At 31.8% G+C, this 22,384-nt stretch carries 25 protein-coding genes and 1 pseudogene; all 26 read left to right on the top strand.

What is annotated here, in order from left to right; all coding sequences use genetic code 11:
- Window positions 1-545 (top strand): annotated as a pseudogene (locus HGI79_RS19635) ([NiFe] hydrogenase small subunit HydA); the annotation flags it as partial.
- Between the two features lie 40 nt (window positions 546-585).
- Window positions 586-2,004, top strand: a complete 1,419-nt coding sequence (locus HGI79_RS19630; RefSeq protein WP_185652368.1) for a nickel-dependent hydrogenase large subunit — start codon at window positions 586-588, stop codon at window positions 2,002-2,004.
- A 2-nt stretch (window positions 2,005-2,006) separates the two neighbouring features.
- Entirely contained in the window at window positions 2,007-2,477 is a 471-nt protein-coding gene (locus tag HGI79_RS19625) for a HyaD/HybD family hydrogenase maturation endopeptidase (protein ID WP_185652367.1), read from the top strand.
- A gap of 9 nt (window positions 2,478-2,486) precedes the next feature.
- Window positions 2,487-2,828 carry a hydrogenase maturation nickel metallochaperone HypA gene (gene hypA, locus HGI79_RS19620; RefSeq protein ID WP_185652366.1) on the top strand — a complete coding sequence of 114 codons (342 nt, stop codon included), beginning with the start codon at window positions 2,487-2,489 and terminating at the stop codon, window positions 2,826-2,828.
- Between the two features lie 4 nt (window positions 2,829-2,832).
- Window positions 2,833-3,495, top strand: coding sequence for a hydrogenase nickel incorporation protein HypB (gene hypB, locus HGI79_RS19615; protein WP_185652365.1), 663 nt, complete (start codon window positions 2,833-2,835; stop codon window positions 3,493-3,495).
- 41 nt (window positions 3,496-3,536) lie between these two features.
- Window positions 3,537-3,725: a twin-arginine translocase TatA/TatE family subunit gene (tatA, locus tag HGI79_RS19610; protein ID WP_185652364.1), complete on the top strand. Its 189-nt coding sequence runs from the start codon at window positions 3,537-3,539 to the stop codon at window positions 3,723-3,725.
- A gap of 13 nt (window positions 3,726-3,738) precedes the next feature.
- Window positions 3,739-4,491: a twin-arginine translocase subunit TatC gene (gene tatC, locus HGI79_RS19605; protein WP_185652363.1), complete on the top strand. Its 753-nt coding sequence runs from the start codon at window positions 3,739-3,741 to the stop codon at window positions 4,489-4,491.
- Window positions 4,492-4,514: 23 nt separating this feature from the next.
- Window positions 4,515-5,246 carry a twin-arginine translocase subunit TatC gene (gene tatC, locus HGI79_RS19600; protein ID WP_185652362.1) on the top strand — a complete coding sequence of 244 codons (732 nt, stop codon included), beginning with the start codon at window positions 4,515-4,517 and terminating at the stop codon, window positions 5,244-5,246.
- Window positions 5,247-5,286: 40 nt separating this feature from the next.
- The gene (locus tag HGI79_RS19595) at window positions 5,287-5,511 is read left to right on the top strand and encodes a HypC/HybG/HupF family hydrogenase formation chaperone (protein ID WP_185652361.1); all 225 of its coding nucleotides are present in this window, start codon (window positions 5,287-5,289) and stop codon (window positions 5,509-5,511) included.
- Entirely contained in the window at window positions 5,498-6,580 is a 1,083-nt protein-coding gene (gene hypD / locus HGI79_RS19590; RefSeq protein ID WP_185652360.1) for a hydrogenase formation protein HypD, read from the top strand. Before HGI79_RS19595 ends, hypD begins: the two co-directional genes overlap by 14 nt.
- Before the next feature lie 21 nt (window positions 6,581-6,601).
- A complete protein-coding gene (hypE, locus tag HGI79_RS19585) occupies window positions 6,602-7,609 on the top strand; it encodes a hydrogenase expression/formation protein HypE (protein WP_185652359.1) in 1,008 nt (335 codons plus the stop codon).
- Between the two features lie 303 nt (window positions 7,610-7,912).
- The gene (locus HGI79_RS19580; protein WP_241428279.1) at window positions 7,913-8,671 is read left to right on the top strand and encodes a hypothetical protein; all 759 of its coding nucleotides are present in this window, start codon (window positions 7,913-7,915) and stop codon (window positions 8,669-8,671) included.
- A gap of 25 nt (window positions 8,672-8,696) precedes the next feature.
- Window positions 8,697-9,245, top strand: a complete 549-nt coding sequence (locus tag HGI79_RS19575) for a biotin transporter BioY (protein WP_185652358.1) — start codon at window positions 8,697-8,699, stop codon at window positions 9,243-9,245.
- On the top strand, window positions 9,232-10,398 hold the full coding sequence (locus HGI79_RS19570; protein ID WP_185652357.1) for a thiolase family protein: 1,167 nt from the start codon (window positions 9,232-9,234) through the stop codon (window positions 10,396-10,398). Before HGI79_RS19575 ends, HGI79_RS19570 begins: the two co-directional genes overlap by 14 nt.
- 6 nt (window positions 10,399-10,404) lie before the next feature.
- Entirely contained in the window at window positions 10,405-11,793 is a 1,389-nt protein-coding gene (locus HGI79_RS19565; RefSeq protein ID WP_185652356.1) for a class I adenylate-forming enzyme family protein, read from the top strand.
- Window positions 11,794-12,052: 259 nt separating this feature from the next.
- Window positions 12,053-13,216: a cell wall-binding repeat-containing protein gene (locus tag HGI79_RS19560; protein ID WP_185652355.1), complete on the top strand. Its 1,164-nt coding sequence runs from the start codon at window positions 12,053-12,055 to the stop codon at window positions 13,214-13,216.
- A gap of 449 nt (window positions 13,217-13,665) precedes the next feature.
- The gene (locus HGI79_RS19555) at window positions 13,666-14,508 is read left to right on the top strand and encodes a metallophosphoesterase (RefSeq protein WP_185652354.1); all 843 of its coding nucleotides are present in this window, start codon (window positions 13,666-13,668) and stop codon (window positions 14,506-14,508) included.
- A gap of 150 nt (window positions 14,509-14,658) precedes the next feature.
- Window positions 14,659-14,913, top strand: a complete 255-nt coding sequence (locus HGI79_RS19550) for a hypothetical protein (protein WP_185652353.1) — start codon at window positions 14,659-14,661, stop codon at window positions 14,911-14,913.
- Window positions 14,891-15,877, top strand: coding sequence for an alpha/beta fold hydrolase (locus HGI79_RS19545; protein ID WP_185652352.1), 987 nt, complete (start codon window positions 14,891-14,893; stop codon window positions 15,875-15,877). Before HGI79_RS19550 ends, HGI79_RS19545 begins: the two co-directional genes overlap by 23 nt.
- Before the next feature lie 216 nt (window positions 15,878-16,093).
- Complete coding sequence (locus tag HGI79_RS19540) at window positions 16,094-16,921, top strand: Rpn family recombination-promoting nuclease/putative transposase (protein ID WP_313885238.1); 828 nt, start codon at window positions 16,094-16,096, stop codon at window positions 16,919-16,921.
- Window positions 16,922-16,944: 23 nt separating this feature from the next.
- Entirely contained in the window at window positions 16,945-17,889 is a 945-nt protein-coding gene (locus HGI79_RS19535; protein WP_185652350.1) for an NAD-dependent epimerase/dehydratase family protein, read from the top strand.
- 221 nt (window positions 17,890-18,110) lie between these two features.
- Window positions 18,111-18,995, top strand: a complete 885-nt coding sequence (locus HGI79_RS19530) for a hypothetical protein (protein WP_185652349.1) — start codon at window positions 18,111-18,113, stop codon at window positions 18,993-18,995.
- A gap of 160 nt (window positions 18,996-19,155) precedes the next feature.
- Complete coding sequence (locus HGI79_RS19525) at window positions 19,156-19,803, top strand: class I SAM-dependent methyltransferase (RefSeq protein ID WP_185652348.1); 648 nt, start codon at window positions 19,156-19,158, stop codon at window positions 19,801-19,803.
- 437 nt (window positions 19,804-20,240) lie between these two features.
- Window positions 20,241-20,930 (top strand): HAD family phosphatase, encoded by a 690-nt coding sequence (locus tag HGI79_RS19520; RefSeq protein WP_185652347.1) that lies wholly within the window; start codon window positions 20,241-20,243, stop codon window positions 20,928-20,930.
- The gene (locus tag HGI79_RS19515; protein ID WP_185652371.1) at window positions 20,902-21,051 is read left to right on the top strand and encodes a hypothetical protein; all 150 of its coding nucleotides are present in this window, start codon (window positions 20,902-20,904) and stop codon (window positions 21,049-21,051) included. The genes HGI79_RS19520 and HGI79_RS19515 overlap by 29 nt, the downstream gene beginning before the upstream one ends.
- Before the next feature lie 388 nt (window positions 21,052-21,439).
- A complete protein-coding gene (gene uppS, locus HGI79_RS19510) occupies window positions 21,440-22,171 on the top strand; it encodes a polyprenyl diphosphate synthase (RefSeq protein ID WP_241428278.1) in 732 nt (243 codons plus the stop codon).
- Window positions 22,172-22,384: the final 213 nt, after the last annotated feature.

Genomic DNA, 22,384 nt, shown 5'->3' with positions numbered 1-22,384 from the left:
GAAACTACTGTATAATTGGTGAGCAAAATGGTTCACCATTAACAATGCAGCAGGCTTTATTAAAATATGGTCCTATGGCTAAGTACGTAGTATCAGCAGGGACATGTTCCGCTTTTGGAGGAGTATCAGCAGCTGCCCCTAATACAACATCTTGTACAACAGTGAAATCATTATTAAGTGGTAAAACTAAAAATCCAGTTGTTAATCTTCCAGGATGTCCTGTCCATCCGACAGTTTTGGTACAGACATTACTTGACCTTATAATTACAGGTATGCCTACACTTGATAGTAACAGCAGGCCAACTAAGTACTTTGCAAGATATGTACACAGTACCTGCCCAAGAAGGGAAGGACCTGATGCTGCAGCAGTTGGACAACCGGGTTGCTACGAGCATTTAGGATGCATGGGTGTATACTGTAATGCACCATGTGCTTCACTAAAATGGAACAATGGCATAAACTGGTGTTTGGGTTCGGCAAATTATCCATGTATAGGATGTACTAAGCCACAATTCCCAACTAATCCGTTGAATATTCCACAGTAATTTGTGTAAAAGGTATTCTAATTTGAAAGGAATGATATAAATGAGTACTATAGTATTAGATCCAATAACTAGATTAGAAGGACATCTAAAAGTTGAAGTGACTCTTGATTCAAATAACAATGTAACTGCAGCTCAGGCTTCAGGTGGACTTTATAGAGATTTTGAAAACATGTTAATTAATAGAGTACCAAAGGATGCAGCATTTTTAACACAAAGAATATGCGGTCTATGTCCTGTATCCCATGCTATTGCTTCATCAAAGGCAATAGAACAAGCAGCAGGATTTACTCCTACATTACAAGGACTACTTTTAAGAAATCTTATTCAGGGCTCCAATTATTTATCAGATAATATTCTGCATTTCTATCACCTAGCATTGATGGACTATGTTAAAGGACCACAAATGTCTCCATGGACACCTGGATATAGTCAAGATTATAGATTTAGTTCAACTGATAATCAGAAACTAATTGACAATTATGTAACTGCATTATCAATTAGAAGACAAGCACACGAAATGGGTGCAATATTCGGAGGAAAGCTTCCACACGTTGCTAATGTTGTTCCAGGTGGTGTAACTGCAACACCATCCTCAACAGATATAAGCAATTTTAAGAATTATTTAAATACTATAACAGCTTTTATTACAAATACATATCAAGCAGATGTTAATAAATTAGCATCAACCTACAGCGATTACTATACTGTAGGTACAGGTTACGGTGATTTAATAGCTTATGGTGTATTTGACACTAACACAACTGGAAGTAAGTTATTCCCAGCAGGCACAGTAACTAATGGAACAGTGGGAAGCTTTAACCAAGCTAATATTAAAGAATATGTAGGACATTCTTGGTATTCCTCACCATCTGGAGTAAACCCTGCTAGCGAAACAACAACACCGAACTACGGAAAATCAGGAGCATATACATGGCTTAAGGCTCCAAGATATAATGGACAACCTTACGAGGCAGGTTCTATAGCAAGAACTTGGGTAAGTGGAGACTATAAAAATGGCGTTTCAGTTATGGACAGGCATATGGCAAGATATATAGAAACTGCTAAGATAGCAAGCAATATGCAGACTTGGGTAAATCAAATAGTAACTGGAAAGAATGGATATACTAATATAGGAACACCAACTTCAGGAAGTGGAGTAGGTTTAACAGAAGCACCAAGAGGAGCTCTTGGACACTGGGTATCAGTATCAAGCTCAAAAATATCAAGATTTCAGATTATTACACCAACTTGCTGGAATGCTTCACCAATGGACGACAGCGGAAATGTTGGTCCAATAGAAAAAGCCTTAATAGGAACTCATGTAGCTGATACAACTCAGCCAGTAGAATTATTAAGAATAGTTCACTCTTTTGACCCATGTACAGGATGTTCAGTACATGTAATGTCACCAGAAGGAGTAGAAATGTCTAAATTTATAGTACAGCCTTTAGGAGTTTAATTATGAAAGATACTGTCATCATTGGAATAGGTAACATACTTTTAAAAGATGACGGTGTAGGAGTCTATACAATAAAGCAATTGGAAAATGAAAAGCTTCCATCTACTATAGAACTAGTAGATGGAGGTACTTCTACACTAGATACATTAAGCTACTTTCTAGATTACGATAAAGTAATAGTTGTGGACTGTTTGAGAGCAGGATATGAGCCAGGTACTATTTATAAAATTAATCCAGAGGATATTAAGGATTACAAAAAAGAGAATTTATCAATACATGATGTACAGATACTAGACGTAGTTAAAATGGCAAATATGTTAGGTAAATTTCCACAGGTTACAATATTCGGAATAGAGCCTGAAAAAATATGTTTGGACACAGAAATGACGGAAACTATGAAGAATAAAATACCTGAAATTATAAAACTTATTAAGATAGAGTTAGATATTAAAGAACAATTAAATATAAGTTAGGTGAGTGCTATGCATGAAGTTTCAATTATGCAAAATTCTATAAAGATTGTTTTAGAAAAGGCTGAGGAAAATAACATAAAAAACATATCTAAAATCACTATAAAAATTGGAGAACTTTCTGGAGTAATGTCTGATTCACTAATATTTGCATTTAACAGTTTATCTAAAGGAACAATAGCTGAGGGTGCAGAGTTTTTAATTGAAAAGGTAAAAGCAACTGCAATGTGCAATGACTGCGACATTGTATTCGAAATAGATCACTTCAATAAATTATGTCCAAACTGTAATAAGTTTTCCACTAATATTTTAAGTGGATATGAGCTTTATGTTAATACAATTGAAGGAGAGTAAAAAAATGAGCGAAATTAAGGTAGTAACAAATATACTTCAAACAAATGATGAAATAACTGCACAAAATAAAAAGGTATTAGATGAAAAAGGGATTTACGTTGTTAACTTAATGAGTTCCCCTGGATCAGGTAAAACTTCAATACTTGAAAAAGTTATTACAAAACTAAAACATGAAATAAAAATTGCCGTAATAGAAGGTGATATTTATACAACAAAGGATGCTGAGAGAATCGAAGCACAGGGAATATCTGTTGTACAAATAAATACTGGTGGGGCATGTCATTTAGATGGTGAAATGATTAGGAATTCACTTAATTCATTAAATATAGAAGACATTGATCTTCTTGTTATAGAAAATGTAGGTAATCTTGTATGTCCTGCTGAATTCGAAATTGGTGAAGATATAAAGATTTGCGTTTTAAGTACTACTGAAGGAAATGATAAACCACTTAAATATCCTTTAATGTTTGAAAAAAGTGGAGCAGTTATTTTAAATAAAATAGATTTACTGCCATTTACTAATTTTAATAGAGAAGAATTTTATTCAGATATTAATTCTTTAAATGCTAACGCCATTACTTTTGAAACAAGCTGTATAAAAGATCAAGGAATAGATGAATTGTGTGCATGGTTAATAGACAAGGTTGTTGAAAAGAGAAAAAAATAAAAATTTAATATATAAAATAGACTTTTAGGAGGAAGAATGTTATGCCAAGAATAGGATTTCCAGAGTTAATCATAATATTAGTAATTGCATTGGTGATTTTTGGACCGGGGAAGTTACCTTCAGTAGGTAAATCTATAGGAGAATCAATTAAAGAGTTTAAGAAAGCTTCAAGTGAGCTCACAAAGGATGATACTGCCGCAGCAAAAAATGAAGAGAAGAAGGAAGCGTAGTAGGAGTAAAAGTATGGTAAAGAGTGAACAAATTGTTCAAACAGTACGTTTTCTAGAAAAGTTCAGAAAATCAATAATAGTAATATTTGCAGTTATTATTATTGCTACATCATTTATGTATTTTCAGGCTGACTATATTGTAAATATCTTAACTAAGCCACTTAATGGAATTAAATTATACTTTATGACCCCTGTTGAAGGAATAATGGCAAAGATGAAAGTTGCTTTCTTAGGAGGGGTAGTTGTTTCCTCTCCTATAATAGCTTATTTATTAATATCTATGGGTGCTTCGAAGATTAATAAAAAGGTTAGAAGGTTGCTTTACTTTGTTGTAATTCCCCTTGCTGTAGTGCTATTTATAGGTGGAATTCTGTTTGGATATAAATTTTTGTTACCATCAACAATAAATTTTTTGTTAAACTGCGGTAATGATTTTATGAAAGCAAATTTGTCAGGCAGCAATTATTTTTCTTTTATAGGAACATTGCTGTTAACCATAGGCTTAATTTTTGAACTTCCATTGGTACTCATTGCTTTATCTAGAATAAGAATAATTAATTGTAAGATGTTAAAGAGCAAAAGAAAATTTGCAATAATGGTTTCACTAATTACTGTTGCCTTTATATCACCTTCATTGGATGCTTTAACTTTTATTTTAGTAACGTTGCCTATAATAGCTTTATATGAAATTAGCATTTGGTGTATTTACATATTAGAAAAAAGTGATAAGAGAAAAGAAGCTCTTAAATTAATGAAAAGTGCATAAATATTAACTTTAGAGGTGAAGATATGGCTGATGAAAATATAAAAGAGATGTCTGTGGTAGATCACCTAAATGAGCTTAGAAAGCGATTAATAATAATTATTATATGTGTAGCTGCTGCAGCAGGAGTCATATACGAAAAAGTTCACTATTTAATCAAAATACTGATGACCCCAATAGCCAAGTTTAAACTGGATCTTGTGTATTTTTCCATAACAGAAGGGTTCGTAACTAGAATGGAGATATCATTATTTACAGGAGCTATAGTTGTAAGTCCTATTATATTATATCAAATTGCAGCTTTTATTAATCCAGGGTTGAGTAAAAAAGAGAAAAAGTTACTGTATAAAAATTTATTTTTTATATCAATTTTATTCTTCTCTGGTATAGCTTTTGGATACATATTAATAATACCGTTTATGCTAAGTTTTCTCATATCCTATGGACAAGGGTATATGACTCCGCTGCTTTCAGGTGGTACATATTTTAATTTTATAGGCATTTTTTGCTTTTTTATAGGTATTGTATTTTTGATCCCCTATGTAATTGTACTTCTAGGTAAAATGTCGTTGTTAAGCTCCAAAAAACTTAAAAAGTGGAGAAAATACATTATAATATTTACCCTAACTCTTGAAGGGTTATTTATATCCAACGCTGGGCTATTTACCTGCATATTAGCGGCTTTACCTATACTTATACTATATGAAGCAAGTATATGGATTGTTTATTTTATAGAGAAAAGAAGTAAAAAGGTATAGAGAGCTAAAAGTAAAATTTATTTGTTTAGGAGGACTTAGTATGTGTTTAGCAGTTCCAGGAAAAGTTTTGAGTTTAGATGGTTTTAAAGGAATTATAGAAATAGGCAGTATGAGAAGAGAAGTTTTTATGCATCTTATTCCAGATATAAAAGTTGGACAATATGTTTTAGTTCATGCAGGCTGTGCAATACAAACAATTGATGAAGAAGAAGCAGCAATAACTCTAGAAATAATAAAGGAGTTATCAGATAATGAAATTTGTTGATGAATTTAGAAATGGAGATTATGCTAAAAGCCTCGTAAAATCAATACAAAATATTACTGATAAAAAAATAAATATTATGGAGGTATGCGGTACGCATACTATGGCTATATTTAGATATGGCATAAGAGATATACTTCCAAGTAATATAAAGTTGATTTCTGGACCAGGATGCCCAGTATGTGTTACCCCTCAAAGTTATATTGATACTGCTTTAGAATTAACATTGAACAAAGATGTTATAATTGCAACTTTTGGAGATATGATGAGGGTGCCCGGCAAGGTAACTTCTTTAATGAAAAGAAAATCAGAAGGAGCGGATATTAGAATTGTATATTCCCCAATGGATGCTATGTTATTAGCTAAGGACAATCCTTCTAAAGAAATAGTATTTTTATCTGTGGGATTCGAAACAACAACACCAATGACAGCAGTAACGGCTATAGAGGCAAGGAAGCACAATGTTGAAAATCTATTTTTCCTCACTGCTCATAAAATTGTTCCACCAGCTATGAGGGCACTTGTTGAAGATGAGGAACTTAATATTGATGGTTTTTTACTTCCAGGACATGTTAGCGCTGTTATAGGTAAAGAACCCTACGAATTTTTAAGCAGTAAGTATAAAATACCTGGAGTTATAACTGGTTTTGAACCTTTTGACATACTTAAAGGTATAGATACACTTATAAATATGATAAATAATGAAGAGTATAACATAATAAATGAATATAAAAGAATAGTAAGGGATCATGGTAATCCTCAGGCGTTAGAGTATTTACATAAAGTTTTTAAAGTCACTGATAGTACATGGAGAGGAATAGGCACTATTCCCAATAGTGGATATACATTTAATAAAGAGTATGAAGAATTTGATGCTATAAAGCATTTTAATATAGATTATAAGGATTATGATGGAAGTCCAGGCTGCAGATGCGGTGATATACTTAAAGGGAAGATAACTCCTTTTCAATGTCCTCTATTTAAGAAGGCCTGCACACCGGAAAATCCTGTAGGCTCTTGCATGGTATCCTCAGAAGGTACTTGTGCAGCTTATTATAGATATAATTTATAAAACATACCAAGGAGGTGCAATATGGAGGAAAAAATATTACTAAGTCACGGCAGTGGGGGAAAACAAACAAATAGCCTAATAAGTGATTTATTTTTAAAATATTTTAACAATGAAATTATAAATGAAATGAATGATTCTGCCCAACTGAAATTAGACAGCAGCAAAATTGCTTTTACTACAGATTCCTTCGTAGTTAACCCTATATTTTTTAGGGGTGGAGATATTGGAAAGCTTGCAGTTTGTGGTACAGTAAATGATTTAGCTATGAGTGGAGCTAAACCCTTATATCTAACTAGTGCATTCATTATAGAAGAAGGCTTTCCAATAGAAAAGCTAGAGGTTATTGTAAAATCTATGGCTGATGCTGCCAAGGAAGCAGGAGTTCAAATTATAGCAGGTGATACTAAGGTAGTTGAAAAAGGTGGAGTGGACGGACTATTCATTAATACATCTGGAATAGGTACAATTTATGAAAATGTAAATATTAAAGCAAATAATGCTAAGGCTGGAGATGTGGTTATTGTCAACGGAACCTTGGGAGATCACGGAATGACTATTATGTGTCAAAGAAGTGGAATTGATATATATGGTGAGTTGAAAAGCGATTGTGCAGCTTTAAATTCTCTTGTAGATTCTGTACTGGAAGTATGTCCTGATATTCATGTACTAAGAGATGCTACAAGAGGAGGAGTTGCAGCAGTATTAAATGAAATTGCAGATATAAGCAATGTATCTATTGAGCTAGAAGAAAGTTCCATCCCTTTATGCGAAGAGGTTAAGGGTGCTTGTGAACTTTTAGGTTTAGATCCTTTATACATTGCTAACGAAGGAAAGTTGTGTTGTTTTGTACCAGAGGCTTATGCAAATCAGGTATTAGAACAGATGAAAAAGCATCCATTAGGATCTAATGCAGCAATTATTGGCAGAGTTGTAGAACAGGTATCCCAGAAGGTTTATCTAAAAACTATTATAGGTGGAAAAAGAATAGTAGACATGCCTTCAGGACAACAATTACCTAGAATATGTTAATGTAAATAAATTTAACTATTCATTAAAATAATATATAATAATTTTTACATAAAAGCATGTGAGTTGATGAAACTTATATGCTTTTATGTATTTCAGGAGTTTAGTATTTATGCGATGACTATCCGCTCTAATACTCCCATCTTTATAGGAAACTCCTCTTCAGAGGAAGTCAAAACTCCCCTGAAGCTTAGAAGTCTATTTATATTTAAGATTTCTACTTTAGTTCAAGAAAAATAGCATTTCAAGAGGGTAAATAATTGTTAGGTGGGATAGTAGTATTGTTAACTTTAAATATAATGTCAGTTGACAATGGTGTTTAATCACCATATAATAGATTACGAATATAAAATATTAAAAGTTCTTAATGAATTGGGGGTATATAAAATAGAAAAAAGTCTTGATAACAATTTAGATTATAAAACTTATAAAGAAGCTTTTTTTCTAAAACAACCCTGGAATACAGGAACTACGCCTATAATGCTTCTTATAAAAGCACTAGCACAGCTTTCAACTAAAGTAGAGTTAGGGTATTTTATTGCAAAACAAGTTATAAAAATTAACAAGTTAGAGATTGGACAAGAAGAAGTTGAATTAAAATCTATTATTGAAAAAACAAAGCAAACACAAGCTATGGATTATTTAGTATGTAGTTGTGAAGTAAATGAGGGGTTTAAAAAGCTAGTAGAACTTAAAACCACCTTGATTAGAAAAAAGAATAATGGAAGCAAAGAAAAGGATACTAATATTGATAACAACTATATATGTGATATTAACAAAGACTTTTTCAGAACTATAACAAAAGATGAGGTACATAGGTTTAGTTACATAAGTGGTGATCCTAATTATATACATAAAGGAGATAAGCCAATTGTTCAGGCTATGCTTATTCTTCTATTATTAGAGGATCATTTAGCCTTAGAAAAAAAGCATATGTATAACTGTGAAATAACTTATATAAGTCCAATATTAGCAGGTAGCCATATATTTTTATGTTGGCAGGATTCTAAAACTCTATTTGGAATATCGGATAGCAAAGTATGTTTTAAAGTAATTTTTAAATGATTATAATTTATTAGGAGGATTTAATATGTCAAAAAAATTAAAAACAAAAGATATGGTTTATTCAGCATTATTTGCAACACTTACAGCGGTTTTAAGTTATGTTACAATTCCATTACCTTTTAGTCCAATTCCTATAACAGGTCAATCTTTAGCAGTAATGCTTGCAGGATGCGTGTTAACACCAATTCAGGCTGGACTTAGTATGTTAACCTTCTTGTTTATGGGTGCAATAGGTCTTCCTGTTTTTTCAGGAGGAAGAGCAGGAATAGGTGTCATTGTAGGTAAATCTGGAGGATATTTAGTTGGATACTTAGTAGGGGCAGTGATAATAAGTATTTTAACAAGTAAAAATAAATCGGGAAAAATTATGTTTGCAGCATGCTTACTTGGTGGAATAATTGTAGTTCATTTTTTAGGAGTAGCTTGGTTAAGTTTTGTTACAGGAATGGGAATGTGGAAAACTTTTATGGTTGGTTCTGTTCCATTTTTACCAGGAGATTTGATAAAATCAGTAGCTGCAGTAGTAATAGCAATTAGATTAAATAAGGGATTAGCAAAATATGTACAAGCATAAGAAGGTTTATATAGTTGGGGGATTAAGAACACCAATAGGTAAAACTAATGGATGTTTAAAAAATTTTCTACCAGAAAAGTTAACTGCTTATCTTATTAAAGGACTTATGGACAAATATAATATCCCAAAGGATGCTGTAGAAGAAGTTATACTTGGAAATGCTATTGGTCCAGGGGGGAATTTAGCAAGATTAAGCTTATTAGAAGCTGGACTTCCATTTCATGTTTCTGGTACAACTATAGATTTTCAGTGTGGTTCCAGTTTAAAAGCTATAAATATGGCGGCAAGCTTAATAAAAGCTGAGGAAAAAGACCTGATTATAGTAGGAGGCGCAGAAAGCACAAGCTTAGCACCCAATAAACAATATCATCCTAAGGATGAAAGACATAGAGGAGAAAATGTATTTTATAAAAGAGCACAATTTTCTCCTTATGATATTGGAGACCCTGATATGATAGAGGGAGCAGAAAATGTAGCAAAGTACTGCAGCATTGAAAGAGAAGCTATGGATATTTGGGCAGTGGAGAGCCATTTAAAAGCTTTAAAAGCAAAACACGAGAAAAAGCTTAAAGATGTTATATATAATATAGAAACAGAAGAGGGTATAATTCAGGAAGATGACAGCATTAGAAGCAATCCTTCTTTAAAGCTTATGAAAAGAGCTAAGCCTATTTTAAATGAACAAGGTAAAATAACTGCAGCAAATGCCTGCCTAACTCACGATGGAGCAGCACTTATTGTTATGGCATCAGAAGAAGCAGTAAAAAGATATAATTTAAAGCCTAAAGCTATATGGCTTGGAGGAGATAGCGCTGGACTTCATCCAAACCTATCTCCTCTAGGAGCAGCAGTGGCTGCGGAAAAGCTGTTAAAATCCCATAATTTAAATATAGATGATATTGATTTAATAGAAATAAATGAAGCTTTTGCAGTAAAAATATTGGCTTTTTTAAAGTATTTTAATTGTCACAAGGATAAAGTAAATATATTTGGAGGGGCATTAGCTTATGGTCATCCTTATGGAGCTTCTGGTGCAATTATTATGCTTCATCTTTTAGAAGCACTTAAGGATAAAAATAAAAAAATAGGCATAGCAGCCTTGGGAGTAGCTGGTGGACTGGGTGTAGCAACTATGGTAGAAAGGTGTGAGTAGTATAAAATGCTGATTTTTTCAGGAATATATAAAAATGCAGAAGAAAATCCATCTAAAGTATGTATGACTTTAGGTGATACAAGTGTTACCTATAGTGAACTTGTAAGAAGTATCCATGAAAGGGCAGTGTTTTTAGCAGGGACATATGAAAAAGGGGAAAAGGTTATAATAAAAAATGTAAATCCCATAAATACAGTAATTAATTTTTTAGCCTGCTCTAGAGCAGGTTTAATTTCTATACCAGTCGATATTAAAATATTACCATCAAACCTGGAGAGAATTGTGAAAAAGATAAATCCCTGTTGTATAATAGATGATAAATTTACTTATAAGAATTGTAATAACTCAGTAGAAAAAAAGCATGAAATTAAGTCTCTGAATGAATGCTTGTGTAAGGAAAGTAATTTTATATTTCCTAATATAAAAGATACAGATATTTTTCTTGGAGCCCTAAGCTCTGGAACTACAGGGCATAATAAAGTTATATGGAGAGATCATAAAAGCTGGACAAGTGCCTTTAAAAATCAAAGTGAAGTGTTCAATATTAGCTATAAAGATATAATTTTCTTAGTAGGTTCTCTTTCTTATACAGCAAATCTTAATAATGCTATGCACATTTTAAATGAAGGTGGAAGTATAGTATTCTCTAAAAATATTTATCCAAAGACCTGGCTTCTAGAAATAGAAGAAAATAATGTTAGTAGTATATTTATGGTACCAGCTCATTATAGAATACTGTTAAAAGAAATAAAAGAAAGCATACCTAATGTGAATTCATTATTAAGTTGTGGAGACAAACTGGATCTGAAAACTGTTAGCGAATTAAAAGAGAAGTTTCCTAATGCACATATTTGTGAATATTATGGTGCTAGCGAGTTAGGTCATGTAGCTTATATAAATTTTAGAGAAAACTTTGAAATAGGTAGTGTAGGCAAGGCTTTTCCTGAAGTACAGTTTTGGGTAGAAGATAGTTTAGTATGGGTGAAAAGTCCATATATAGCACCAGATTTTAGACCTAAGGCTACTGTCGGTGATATGGGAAGAATTGATGAACAAGGAAACTTATATCTTTTAGGTAGAAAAAACTGTACTATTAATAAGGGAGGAATAAAAATACTGCCTTATGACATAGAAAAAGTGTTAAATAATCATCCTAAAATATTAAAAGCAGTAGTATTTGGTATAAAACATCCGGTAAAAGGAGAAGAAATAGCGGCAATTATTTTACCTAGGGATAATAAGTTAACTATAAAAGAGGTTATGGAGTATTGTAAAAACAATTTAGAATTACATTATCGTCCTCAAAAAATAAAGATAGTAAAAGATATAAAGCTTAACTTAAGTGGGAAAATAGATAAGAAGGAATTAATTAATAGTTTTAATAGTACTTATTGAAGAACTATATATAATATTAGCAAAGGTGCTAGTACTCCTCCAAGTAGCCCGACAGAAGCAGCTCCTGCATATGGGTAGTAAGGATAATATGAATAGTAGTCAAAGTAAGGATAGTAAGGATTATAGTCTAATTTTATTCGATATACAGGAATTTATTATAGCCAAATAACCTTTTGAGAAATCCATGATTATTTTATTTTTGACATAATATGTCATATGAATTATAATTAAAGGAATAATATAGAAGAGGGGGATACATATGTATAAGAATACTTTAGGTTATACATTTGCACTTATTGTAGGGTTTATTCTATTTTTTACATCAAGTATTAATGCAGCTTCAGTAGAAACTAAAAGATTATCAGGAAAAGATAGATATCAAACATGCTCGGAAATTGTTAATGAAGGGTGGAAGAGTTCAGATTATGCAATTTTAGTTAATGGAGAAAACTTTCCAGATGCTTTAAGTGCTTCAGTTTTAGCTAAAAAGTATAATGCTCCAATACTTCTCACACAAAAGGGGAGCCTAGACCTCAATGCAGAAAATCAGTTAAAAAGATTAAATGTTAAAAAAGTATTTATAATAGGAGGACCCGGTGTAGTAAGTCCCTTAGTAGAAGATAAACTTCATAATATTAGTATAAATGTAGAGAGATTTTACGGAGCAGATAGAAATGAAACTTCTATAGCTGTAGCCAAACAAATAGGTACTGATAACGGAATAATACTTACTACAGATAGTGACTTTACAGATGCTCTTTCCGTAGCACCTGTAGCTGCAAGATTACAAATGCCCATAATATTGATGCCAAAAGATTCAGTACCAGTTTCAGTAAGTAGTTTTATAGTTGGAAAAAATATTCCTAAAACATATGTATTAGGTGGAAATGATTTAATTAGTGATTCTGTAGCTTTTAGCTTTCCTAATCTATACATAATACCTGGGGCTGATAAATATGTAAGAAACACAAATATTATGGATGCTTTTGCAGACAACTTTAATTTTGATAATGCTTATATCGCATATTCAGAAAAGTTTGCAGACGCTTTAAGTGGATCGGCTTTAGCAGCATTAAATGGTAACCCAATAATTCTAGTAGGGGATAAACCATCATCAGTTACTAAAAACTTTGTATTAGCTAAAAAGCTAACTAAATTAAATGTTCTTGGCGGTACTGCAGGAATTACTCAATCAACATTAGATAACTTATTAGATACTACTACACCTACATCCTCTGAGCCTTCAACACTTTCACCAAATACATCCAGTGGACATGGCCTAATAAAGGGCAACATAAATTCAAAAGGTGAAAAAATCTACCATGTACCTGGAGGACAATTCTATGAAAACACAGTTCCAGAAGCATGGTTTAATACAGAAGAAGAAGCACAAGCTACTGGATATAGAAGATCTAAAAAGTAATACGAAAAAGCTCTGGAGGATAAACCAGAGCTTTTATCTATATACATATTTAATTTTTGCCTCAAAAATTAAAACATAAGCATTCAAAAATATTAAAATAAAAATATCTCAATATATAGATTAAAAGCCATATAAAGCACTTTTTCAGATTTATAGATAGTATCTTAATTTCTCCAGCTAAGAGTTATGAATATCGATATAAGCAATCAAATTATACAAATCCAGAAGATTTAAGATGGTATTCAGTAAAAGTCAAGTAGAGTAATTGATAAAAAACTTTCGATAACAACAACTTGCCGGTTCCGCAAAATGCTCCACCCAAATGCCACAGCCAACCATCAAAGCTGAGATAAGAGTTATCTAAGCTTTAATAGCTGCGAGAGTGCAAGACGTTATCCGTCATTATTCTTGCAAAGTAAGTTAATATCGGGGGTGTATTGTTAATAAGGATGAAGAAATTATTTATATACTTTGCTGTTTTGATAGTTGGGGCATTCTTCCTATATTATCAGAATAACTCTATAGGAGTTACAAATATTGATTTAGAGTTAGAGAAATTGCCACAAGGGTTTGATGGTTTAAAGATTGTTCACCTATCAGATTTACATAGCAAGATGTTTGGTAAAAATCAGCATAAGCTAGTATCTAAAGTCAGGAAGGTAGAGCCAGAGATTATTTTCATTACTGGGGATATAGTTGATAGTAAACATTATGAAGAGCAACCTGCCCTTAAGCTCATTGATGAGATTATAGGTATAGCACCTATCTACTATGTGACCGGCAATCATGAATTCTGGTCTGGGAGATTTAGTTCATTAGAGAAGAAATTGCAGGAACGGGGAGTTAGAATTCTAAGGGATACAAAAGTCAATCTTGAGAGGAACGGAAATAAGGTTGAAATAATTGGAGTTGATGATCCAGTAGAAAAGACTAACCAACAATATGATGATGAGGAAAAATTTTTAGTCGGTGAACTACAAAAGGCATTAGAGGGAAGCGAGCAACAGAATTTTAAGATATTACTCGCGCATCGACCGGAATTGCTATCAATTTATGCTAAGTATAACATAGATTTGATCTTTTCTGGTCATGCTCATGGTGGACAAGTGAGACTGCCTTTTATTGGGGGGGTTATCGCTCCAAATCAGGGGTTAATGCCTAAATATACTTCTGGCAAGTACAACGAGGGGAATTCAATAATGATTGTAAGTAGAGGGCTTGGAAATAGTATTATTCCGCAGAGACTTTTTAATAGACCAGAGATTGTAGTTGTCAAGTTGGCGAAGAGATAGTGCGGAATAACGACGGCTAACAATATGTCTCCAACAGCCCACCCCTAAGCGCCGTCGCGCTAAAGGGCTGTGCCGTCGGAGACACGAGACGTTCTCTGAAATGATAATCTATATGAAGCAAAAATAAATTTTTTACGAGGGGAGAAAATGATGGGGAAAGAATTTTTATATAACGAGTCTGAAATAGTAGCGATTATAAAAGACAAATATGACATTGGTGATATAAAGGAAATAAATGCAGGTGCTTCTTCTGAATGCTTTTATATTGCTACCGGAGATTTTGAGTACGTATTTAAAAATATTGAGATGAATTTTATGAATTATCCAGATCAGGAACCATTAATCAAGAGTGTAAAAATAAAAGGTGATTGGAGAATTCAGCATGAAAGTGGCTTTAGTTTTTAGAAAATTATATAAAAAGAGATTATCTAAATTTCTTATAATCTTTTTTGCGATTTTAGCTATAGGAACAATATGGCAAAATATTATGCTCTATTATGAAGGCAAAGAGTTAAACTATCCAGGGCAATTAATAGATGTAAATAATCATAAGATGCATATATTTGGGAAAGGTAATGGATCACCAACAATAGTTCTTACTGTTGGGTCAGGCACTCCATGTGCATATACAGATTTTTATTTTATACAGCAAGAAATAAGTAAATCTACAAGAACAGTTACATACGATAGACCAGGGTATGGATGGAGTAAATCTACATCTATACCAAGAACTGTGGATGAACAGGTTAACGACTTACATGAAATATTGGACAAGGCTGGAGAGAAACCTCCTTATATTTTGGTAGGACATTCACTTTCTTCTCTTGAAGTAATACGCTATGCTCAATTGTTTCCTAAAGAAGTGTCCGGAATTGTTTTAATTGATGGAGGAAATCCAGAATATTATGCTGATTACTATGCGCCAGGAGCCGTGCTTTTAAACTATTTTTTAGAAGGATTGAGAGATTGTGGCGTAGTTCGAGCATTAGGTAGCATAGGAATATTGACACCCATGGTTAATGAAGACAAAAGGTATAAATTGCTTCCTAAAGAATTAAGCAAAATCGATAAGATGATGTTCTATAAAAATCTAGGAAATAAGACCAATAGAAGTGAAATTAGAAATATGAATGAAAATGCCAAGAAAATCATAGATAATGGAAAGCTTGGAGACATACCATTAGTTATTTTAACAAGTAAAGGCGATTCTTATTGGGAAAAAACTCAAAGGGAGCTGAAGAATTGGTCAAATAATAGCATGCAAGAAGACATAATTGGTGCTAATCATTACATTCATTGGGATAAACCCAATATAGTGATTGAAAAAATTCAAGGATTAGTAAAAGAGCTAAGGATAAACGTCCACTAACAATACCTTAACGTTCGCTGCTGAAGTAGGGCGCTGGAGCAGGTCATCGAAGCACATTCTTTCGCCTAGCTAAGAGCTAGCACGGCTCAAGAACGTCTTTAATGCGAAACGTTAGTTGCAATGCAGTTCGTGCTGGTAGAAAATTTTTGCAAAAAATATTAATGGATATTATGTAGATATGTTATTATATAATAATGAGAAACGATTTACAGGAGAGTGATTATATTGTGTAGAATCAATCCCAAAGTAGATTTTGCATTTAAGAAATTATTTGGTAGTGAAGAAAATAAAGATTTACTAATATCTTTTATAAATTCAATTTTAACTGAGCAGGAACAAATAAAAGATATAACAATAAAAAATCCATATAATATATCTAACTATATAAACGGAAAAATGTCTATACTGGATATTAAAGCTGTAGATGAAAAAGGAAAATGGTATGACATAGAAATTCAAGTTGCACCACAAACATTTTATGATAAAAGAGCATTATATTATTGGGCAAAAGTATATTCAGATCAGCTTCAAGAAAAAGGAAGATATGGTGCATTAAATAAAACCATAGGTATAAATGTATTAGACTTTAATTATCTCGAAGGTAATGATTATCACAGTATGTATAAACTGTATAATTCAAAAACAGGAAAAGAATTTTCAAATATATTAGAATTACATTTTATAGAACTAAAAAAATTTGATAAGAGTTTAGCAGATATAAGAACTACATTAGATAGATGGGTTACATTTTTAAATAATGCATATGAATATAGTAAAAACAAGATACCAAAAGAATTAGAAGAAGATAAAAATATAAAAAAGGCAATAGAAGTTTTAGATGTAATGTATTTGAATGAAGATGAGAGAGCATTATATGAGCAAAATCTAAAAAATTTGATAGATAAGCAAGAGGAACTAGATACTGCTAGAGAAGAAGGAATAAAAGATGTGGCAAGAAATCTATTAGATGTTTTGGATGTAGAAACAATAGCATTAAAGACAGGTTTATCTAAAGAAGAAATATTAAAATTAAAAGATGAATAGTAAAGACGAAAGGAGAATAAAGTATGAAAATATTAGTTATGGGAGGAACTGAATTTGTAAGCAGTTCATTGACAAAATATTTGATATCAAAAGGTTATATCGTGGATATATTTACAAGAGGAATTAAACCTACTAAATATGATGGAATTAGAAAACATTTAAAAGGAGATAGAAAATCAATTGAAGATTTAAAAGTAAATATTTCAAATGAAAGCTATGATTATATTTTTGATATCTCAGCATATGTAAAGGAGGATGTGCAAAAATTAATTACGATTTTAAATAAAGAGAATTTAAAAAGATATGTATTTTGTAGTTCAGGGTCAGTGTATATACCTTCAGATGAGATAGTTACAGAAGAATTTACACGAGGTGAAAATGCAAATTGGGGAAGCTATGGATTAGATAAAAAGAAAGCCGAAGACTATTTATTTGGACTATGGGAAGATGAAAAATTTCCTGTAACTATATTTAGGCCAACTTACATATATGGAGAAGAAAATAATTTATATAGAGAAACCTATTTGTTTGATAGGGTAACCAAAGGATTAGATGTTCCTATACCAAATGGGAATGAAGAGACACAATTTATATATATAAGCGATTTGGTTAAAGTATTTGAAAGTGCTATACATACAGACCAAACAATAGGACAAGCATATAATGTAACCCATGCCGAGATAGTAACGTGGCAACAGTTAGTTGAAACAACTATGAAGGTAGTGAATAGAAAAGTAAATATAAAAAAAGTAGATAGTGAAAAAGTAAATATAAGTATAAGAGAATATTTTCCTTTTAGAAATGTTACATATCTACTGGATACAAAAAAAGCTGAAGAAGATGGATTATATATGCCACGAATTGATTTATTCGAGGGATTGCAACTAGCATATAAATGGTATTGTAATGCTAAGCCAGAAGTAAAAGATGCAAAAATGAATAAAATTGATTTAGTATTAGATTTATAAAAAAGACTACGCCTAACAATGCATTCAAGTTCACTTTGGTTGTATAGGGAAAGCCTTCGAAGAAGCCAAAGCACATGCCTCAGCTAACCAAGTCGGTGGCTTGTCTACTGAAGATAATAGCTATCTAAGTCAGCAAATAAGCCACCTGTAACGCTGAGGCACGTCTTGAGTGAGAAACGTTATGTGAAATAGTGTCCATCATATTATAGGAGGTTATAAGGATGGGAATTTACATCAATACTATTTCTACGTTTATTCTTATATTGGGCTTAATAATTATATATAGGAAAAGTGATAAAAGTGAAGATTTTCTTTTTATGAAATTAGTGAGCTATTACCTGCTAGGCAGCTTCAGATTTAATTTTAATAAACTAGCAATTCCTCTAGGGTTTATAATATATTTAATATTTTTACGTCCAAAATTAAATACCAGAAGTAAGCGGCGTGCAACTTTATTAGGTCTTATATTTTTTATTATAGGGCTGTCTATACCTTCCATAAATAAGTACTTATACGAAAGACCTAAAGAAGTTACAGTACATTCAGTCAGTATAAATACAATTGATTTTCAAAAAGATTGGGAATTAATAAAAGAAAAATTAGAGATTAATCATGATACAAGACTTGAGGGATTTGAAATTAATTATGAAAATGATGGTACTATTAGGGAGTTGAGGTATGAGTTAATTTCGCGTAAAGAAGGAGGTTTAGTTCACTATTTTATTGACTTATTACCACATAAGGAAAAATATATTATACGTCCAAGCAAGATAGAACAATTGGCACAGTATGATAGGTTAGTAACAGCTGAAAGGTTCTTTCAGGTTATATCATTTTTAAATTTGGAACAGATAAGACCAAGAGGTTTATATGAATGGCATGGTATATCTTGCAGAGGCGAATTAGTTAATTATGCTATAAAGGAAAATGATAAATTTATAATAATTTCAAAGAATAACGTAAAAAAAATTAGCAACGATGAATTGCCGATAAAAAGTTACTATATTTCCTCATATGGTATGGGGAAGAAAAGTGAATCGTCTAATAGTACCAGTTATGAAAGTGAGGGCAAAACAGATTATTTCTTTGATGTGATTAAGAACTAGGTCGACTACTTCACATAACAATGCATCCCCGTTCGTTGTGACTGCAGGGTAGTCAAGCCTTAGAAGAGGCCACAACATACTCATTCACCACGTAAATGGATTCATGGGCATCGTGGATGCGAAACGTTATACACATATTTTCATAAGGGGGATTTTAATAATGAATTTAATTGAACATCAAAAAGAATATTGGAATAAGGTAGCTAATGATAAAGAGTTTACAACACCATTCCAAATTGAATTATTCTCTGATTTGGTAGATAGTGAAGATAGAATTTTAGATGTTGGATGTGGCTATGGACGAACATTAAATGAATTATATTCCAAAGGATTTAAAAACTTATGTGGAATAGATTTCTCAAATAGAATGATTGAAAGAGGGAGAAAACAATTTCCGTGGTTAAACTTAACTGTACAAGAAGATAAAAAAATACCATATGAAGATAACAGCTTTAACTCAATAATTTTATTTGCTGTATTAACTTGTATAGTTGATGATGGTGACCAAATTTTTCTTATGAATGAAATAAAAAGAGTATTAAAGCCGAATGGAATATTATATATAAATGATTTCTTACTTAATACTGATGAAAGAAATATAAAAAGATATAAAATATATGAAGATAAATATAACAAATATGGTGTTTTTGAGTTACAAGAAGGAGCTGTGCTTAGACATCATGATTTAAGTTGGATAGAATCAATTACATCAGATTTTAAAAATATAAGATTAGAAACAGTCACATATATGACAATGAATGGTAATAAGTCAAACGGATTTACTTACTTGGGTAAAAATATCAAGTAACATGATTAAGTTATAATATTTTTGTTTTCTGCTGTAATTTTTACTGAAGGCTAAATAAATCACGAATTAAACTTTTTGTTCAATTTTCATCTTTTAGTTCTCGGTAAAAGTTTAGATTTAGTTTGAAGCATAGTCCTAGCGGATAGAAATAAAGAGGAGTTGCCATATCCTATAACAACGTATCCCTGTTCGCTGTGGCAGAGAGTATTTTAAACATGAGCAAATCTTATAATCAAGTAGGTCTTAAAAATATAGAAATTCTTGAAAAACTACGCCAAGGCACATTTCTGAGCCTAATTGCGGTGGCTCTAAGGCTCAGGAAACGTCGGCAACAAGAAACGTTATCTGCAATACTCTCTTTTAGAAAGTCTAGTTCTCGCTTCTAAAGTAATCCAAAAAATATACCTAGAGGATCATCTAAATTGGGGGGAAGAATTATGGGGTTTAAAGCAATAATATTTGATAAAGATGGAGTGATAATTGATACGAAAATAATACACTATCAAGTATTGAGTTCTTTTTTGAACGAAATTGGATTTTCTATTACAGAGGAAGAGTATAATTCATGTGCCGGAGTTACATCAATTGAGTTGTTCACAAGATTGAATAATAAATTCAATAAGAACTATGACATTGCTACTATGGTTGAAAAATTTCAAAGAAAGTATATTAATACCATCAGAGAAAATAAGGATATAATGCCAATAAAAGATGTAGATGTTTTAATAAAAAAATTGCATGAAAAAAATTTCAGGTTAGCTGTTGCTTCCTCAGCTAAACGAGAAAAGATTGAATTGGTATTGAGTAGGTTTGAATTAATGGATTTTTTTGAGGTTATAGTAAGTGGATATGAAGTTAATAATTCAAAACCTTATCCGGATATATTTCTAAAAACGGCAGAGAAACTAGGAGTAAATGCCAAAGAATGTATAGTAATAGAAGATTCAACTAATGGAATTAGAGCTGCTAAGACAGCGGGTATGTTTTGTGTAGGCTATAATAACCTAATTTCAAAACAAGATTTATGTGAAGCAGATATTATCATAAACGATTTTAATAATTTTGATATAGATGCTGTGTTAATGAGTCCCGAAGTTAGTGCAGAGAAAAGAGAGTACAGCAGATAACAAAATGTTGCTGTCCGCCTTGGCTGGAGAGCACTTAGAATCGGACAAGTGTTGTATTAAAGTGTATTCTTCAAATTGGGGAAAACTTCAAATAGCCGCTAAGGCATATTCCCCAGCCTAAGTACAGTGGTTCTAAGGCTGGGAAACGTCAGCAACACGAGAACGTTCTCTGAAATGATAATGTATATGAAGCAAAAATAAATGCTTTACGAGGGGAGAAAATAATCGGGGAAAGAATTTTTATATAACGAGTCTGAAATAGTAGCGATTATACAGGATTTTAGTTCTTAAGAGTTAAAATTCTGGCTTAATTTGTTTTATGTAGAGGAATATTATGTTAATATTATAAATGATTAGTATGATGTGGAGAAAAACGACAGCTAACAACGCATGGTAGTTCGTGCGGTAGGGTCGTTTCTATGGGGCAGCCGTACATAAGATATTAAAAAAGGGATTAGATTAGGAAGTACATTAGCTGAATTTACCAAGAATAAGTTAAAAGAAGGGAAATGAAATATAAAATGGATTGTTCAAATAAAAACTTATTAAGCGATAATAGCATTAAAATTCCAAAGCACATTGCTATAGTTTGTGATGGAAATGGTAGATGGGCTAAAAAGAAAGGCTTTCCTCGAACTTTTGGTCATAAAGCTGGCACAAAACCAATTGAAGATATTACTAAAGTTTGCTCTAAATTAGGGGTTGAAGTACTTACATTTTATGTTTTTTCAACTGAAAATTGGAGTCGTTCTAATGAAGAGGTGAACTTTTTAATGAAGCTTTTTATAGAATTTTTTATAAAATTACGCAATGAAGCTAGAGAAAATATTAGAGTAAGACATATTGGTATTACAGATAATCTTTCCGCTGAATTAATAAATGAAATTAGAAAAACAGAAAAGTTAACAGAAAATAATTTTGGTATGACACTGAATATTGCATTAAATTATGGAAGTCGTTCAGAAATAACAAATGCTGTAAAAAAAATAATACATGATATAGACGAAGAAAATCTTAACGTTGATGAAGTAAACGAGGATTTAGTTAGTAGTTACATGTTTACTTCAGGATTGCCTGATGTAGACTTAATTATTAGAACAAGTGGAGAACTGAGAATAAGCAATTTCTTGTTGTGGCAGTCTGCAAAAGCAGAACTATGGGTTACTAAGGACTTTTGGCCAGATTTTAAATATGACCACTTAAAGGAAGCAATTAAACATTATAATAGAATAAGTAAGTAATGTTCTTATACTGTTTAAGATTAGACATCATAATGGTATTTTAAAGTAATATAAATTTAATTCATTGCTACATATTGGAAATGTTTCGTTTTTGGTAGACAAACTAAATCAGGCGTGTCTACATATTTAATATTGAGTATGTATGAAAAATATAAAGAATAACTAAGCTAGTTTTAAATAAGCAGGCATAAGGATTATATGTTACAAAATAAA

The organism is Clostridium sp. DJ247, from assembly GCF_014231265.1.
Note: the sequence above shows the minus strand (reverse complement) of the source record. Positions and strands in the feature narration are given on the sequence as shown.

What these genes read in the sequence shown, in the direction of transcription:
- HGI79_RS19575 (WP_185652358.1), top strand. Translation starts at nt 8,697, where the DNA reads ATGTCAAAAAAATTAAAAACAAAAGATATGGTTTATTCAGCATTATTT.
- HGI79_RS19560 (WP_185652355.1), top strand. Translation starts at nt 12,053, where the DNA reads ATGTATAAGAATACTTTAGGTTATACATTTGCACTTATTGTAGGGTTT.
- HGI79_RS19530 (WP_185652349.1), top strand. Translation starts at nt 18,111, where the DNA reads ATGGGAATTTACATCAATACTATTTCTACGTTTATTCTTATATTGGGC.
- HGI79_RS19535 (WP_185652350.1), top strand. Translation starts at nt 16,945, where the DNA reads ATGAAAATATTAGTTATGGGAGGAACTGAATTTGTAAGCAGTTCATTG.
- uppS (WP_241428278.1), top strand. Translation starts at nt 21,440, where the DNA reads ATGAAATATAAAATGGATTGTTCAAATAAAAACTTATTAAGCGATAAT.
- HGI79_RS19630 (WP_185652368.1), top strand. Translation starts at nt 586, where the DNA reads ATGAGTACTATAGTATTAGATCCAATAACTAGATTAGAAGGACATCTA.
- HGI79_RS19570 (WP_185652357.1), top strand. Translation starts at nt 9,232, where the DNA reads ATGTACAAGCATAAGAAGGTTTATATAGTTGGGGGATTAAGAACACCA.
- HGI79_RS19545 (WP_185652352.1), top strand. Translation starts at nt 14,891, where the DNA reads ATGAAAGTGGCTTTAGTTTTTAGAAAATTATATAAAAAGAGATTATCT.
- HGI79_RS19525 (WP_185652348.1), top strand. Translation starts at nt 19,156, where the DNA reads ATGAATTTAATTGAACATCAAAAAGAATATTGGAATAAGGTAGCTAAT.
- tatC (WP_185652363.1), top strand. Translation starts at nt 3,739, where the DNA reads ATGGTAAAGAGTGAACAAATTGTTCAAACAGTACGTTTTCTAGAAAAG.
- tatC (WP_185652362.1), top strand. Translation starts at nt 4,515, where the DNA reads ATGGCTGATGAAAATATAAAAGAGATGTCTGTGGTAGATCACCTAAAT.
- hypA (WP_185652366.1), top strand. Translation starts at nt 2,487, where the DNA reads ATGCATGAAGTTTCAATTATGCAAAATTCTATAAAGATTGTTTTAGAA.
- hypD (WP_185652360.1), top strand. Translation starts at nt 5,498, where the DNA reads ATGAAATTTGTTGATGAATTTAGAAATGGAGATTATGCTAAAAGCCTC.
- HGI79_RS19565 (WP_185652356.1), top strand. Translation starts at nt 10,405, where the DNA reads ATGCTGATTTTTTCAGGAATATATAAAAATGCAGAAGAAAATCCATCT.
- hypE (WP_185652359.1), top strand. Translation starts at nt 6,602, where the DNA reads ATGGAGGAAAAAATATTACTAAGTCACGGCAGTGGGGGAAAACAAACA.
- HGI79_RS19555 (WP_185652354.1), top strand. Translation starts at nt 13,666, where the DNA reads ATGAAGAAATTATTTATATACTTTGCTGTTTTGATAGTTGGGGCATTC.
- hypB (WP_185652365.1), top strand. Translation starts at nt 2,833, where the DNA reads ATGAGCGAAATTAAGGTAGTAACAAATATACTTCAAACAAATGATGAA.
- HGI79_RS19595 (WP_185652361.1), top strand. Translation starts at nt 5,287, where the DNA reads ATGTGTTTAGCAGTTCCAGGAAAAGTTTTGAGTTTAGATGGTTTTAAA.
- HGI79_RS19625 (WP_185652367.1), top strand. Translation starts at nt 2,007, where the DNA reads ATGAAAGATACTGTCATCATTGGAATAGGTAACATACTTTTAAAAGAT.
- HGI79_RS19550 (WP_185652353.1), top strand. Translation starts at nt 14,659, where the DNA reads ATGGGGAAAGAATTTTTATATAACGAGTCTGAAATAGTAGCGATTATA.
- tatA (WP_185652364.1), top strand. Translation starts at nt 3,537, where the DNA reads ATGCCAAGAATAGGATTTCCAGAGTTAATCATAATATTAGTAATTGCA.
- HGI79_RS19520 (WP_185652347.1), top strand. Translation starts at nt 20,241, where the DNA reads ATGGGGTTTAAAGCAATAATATTTGATAAAGATGGAGTGATAATTGAT.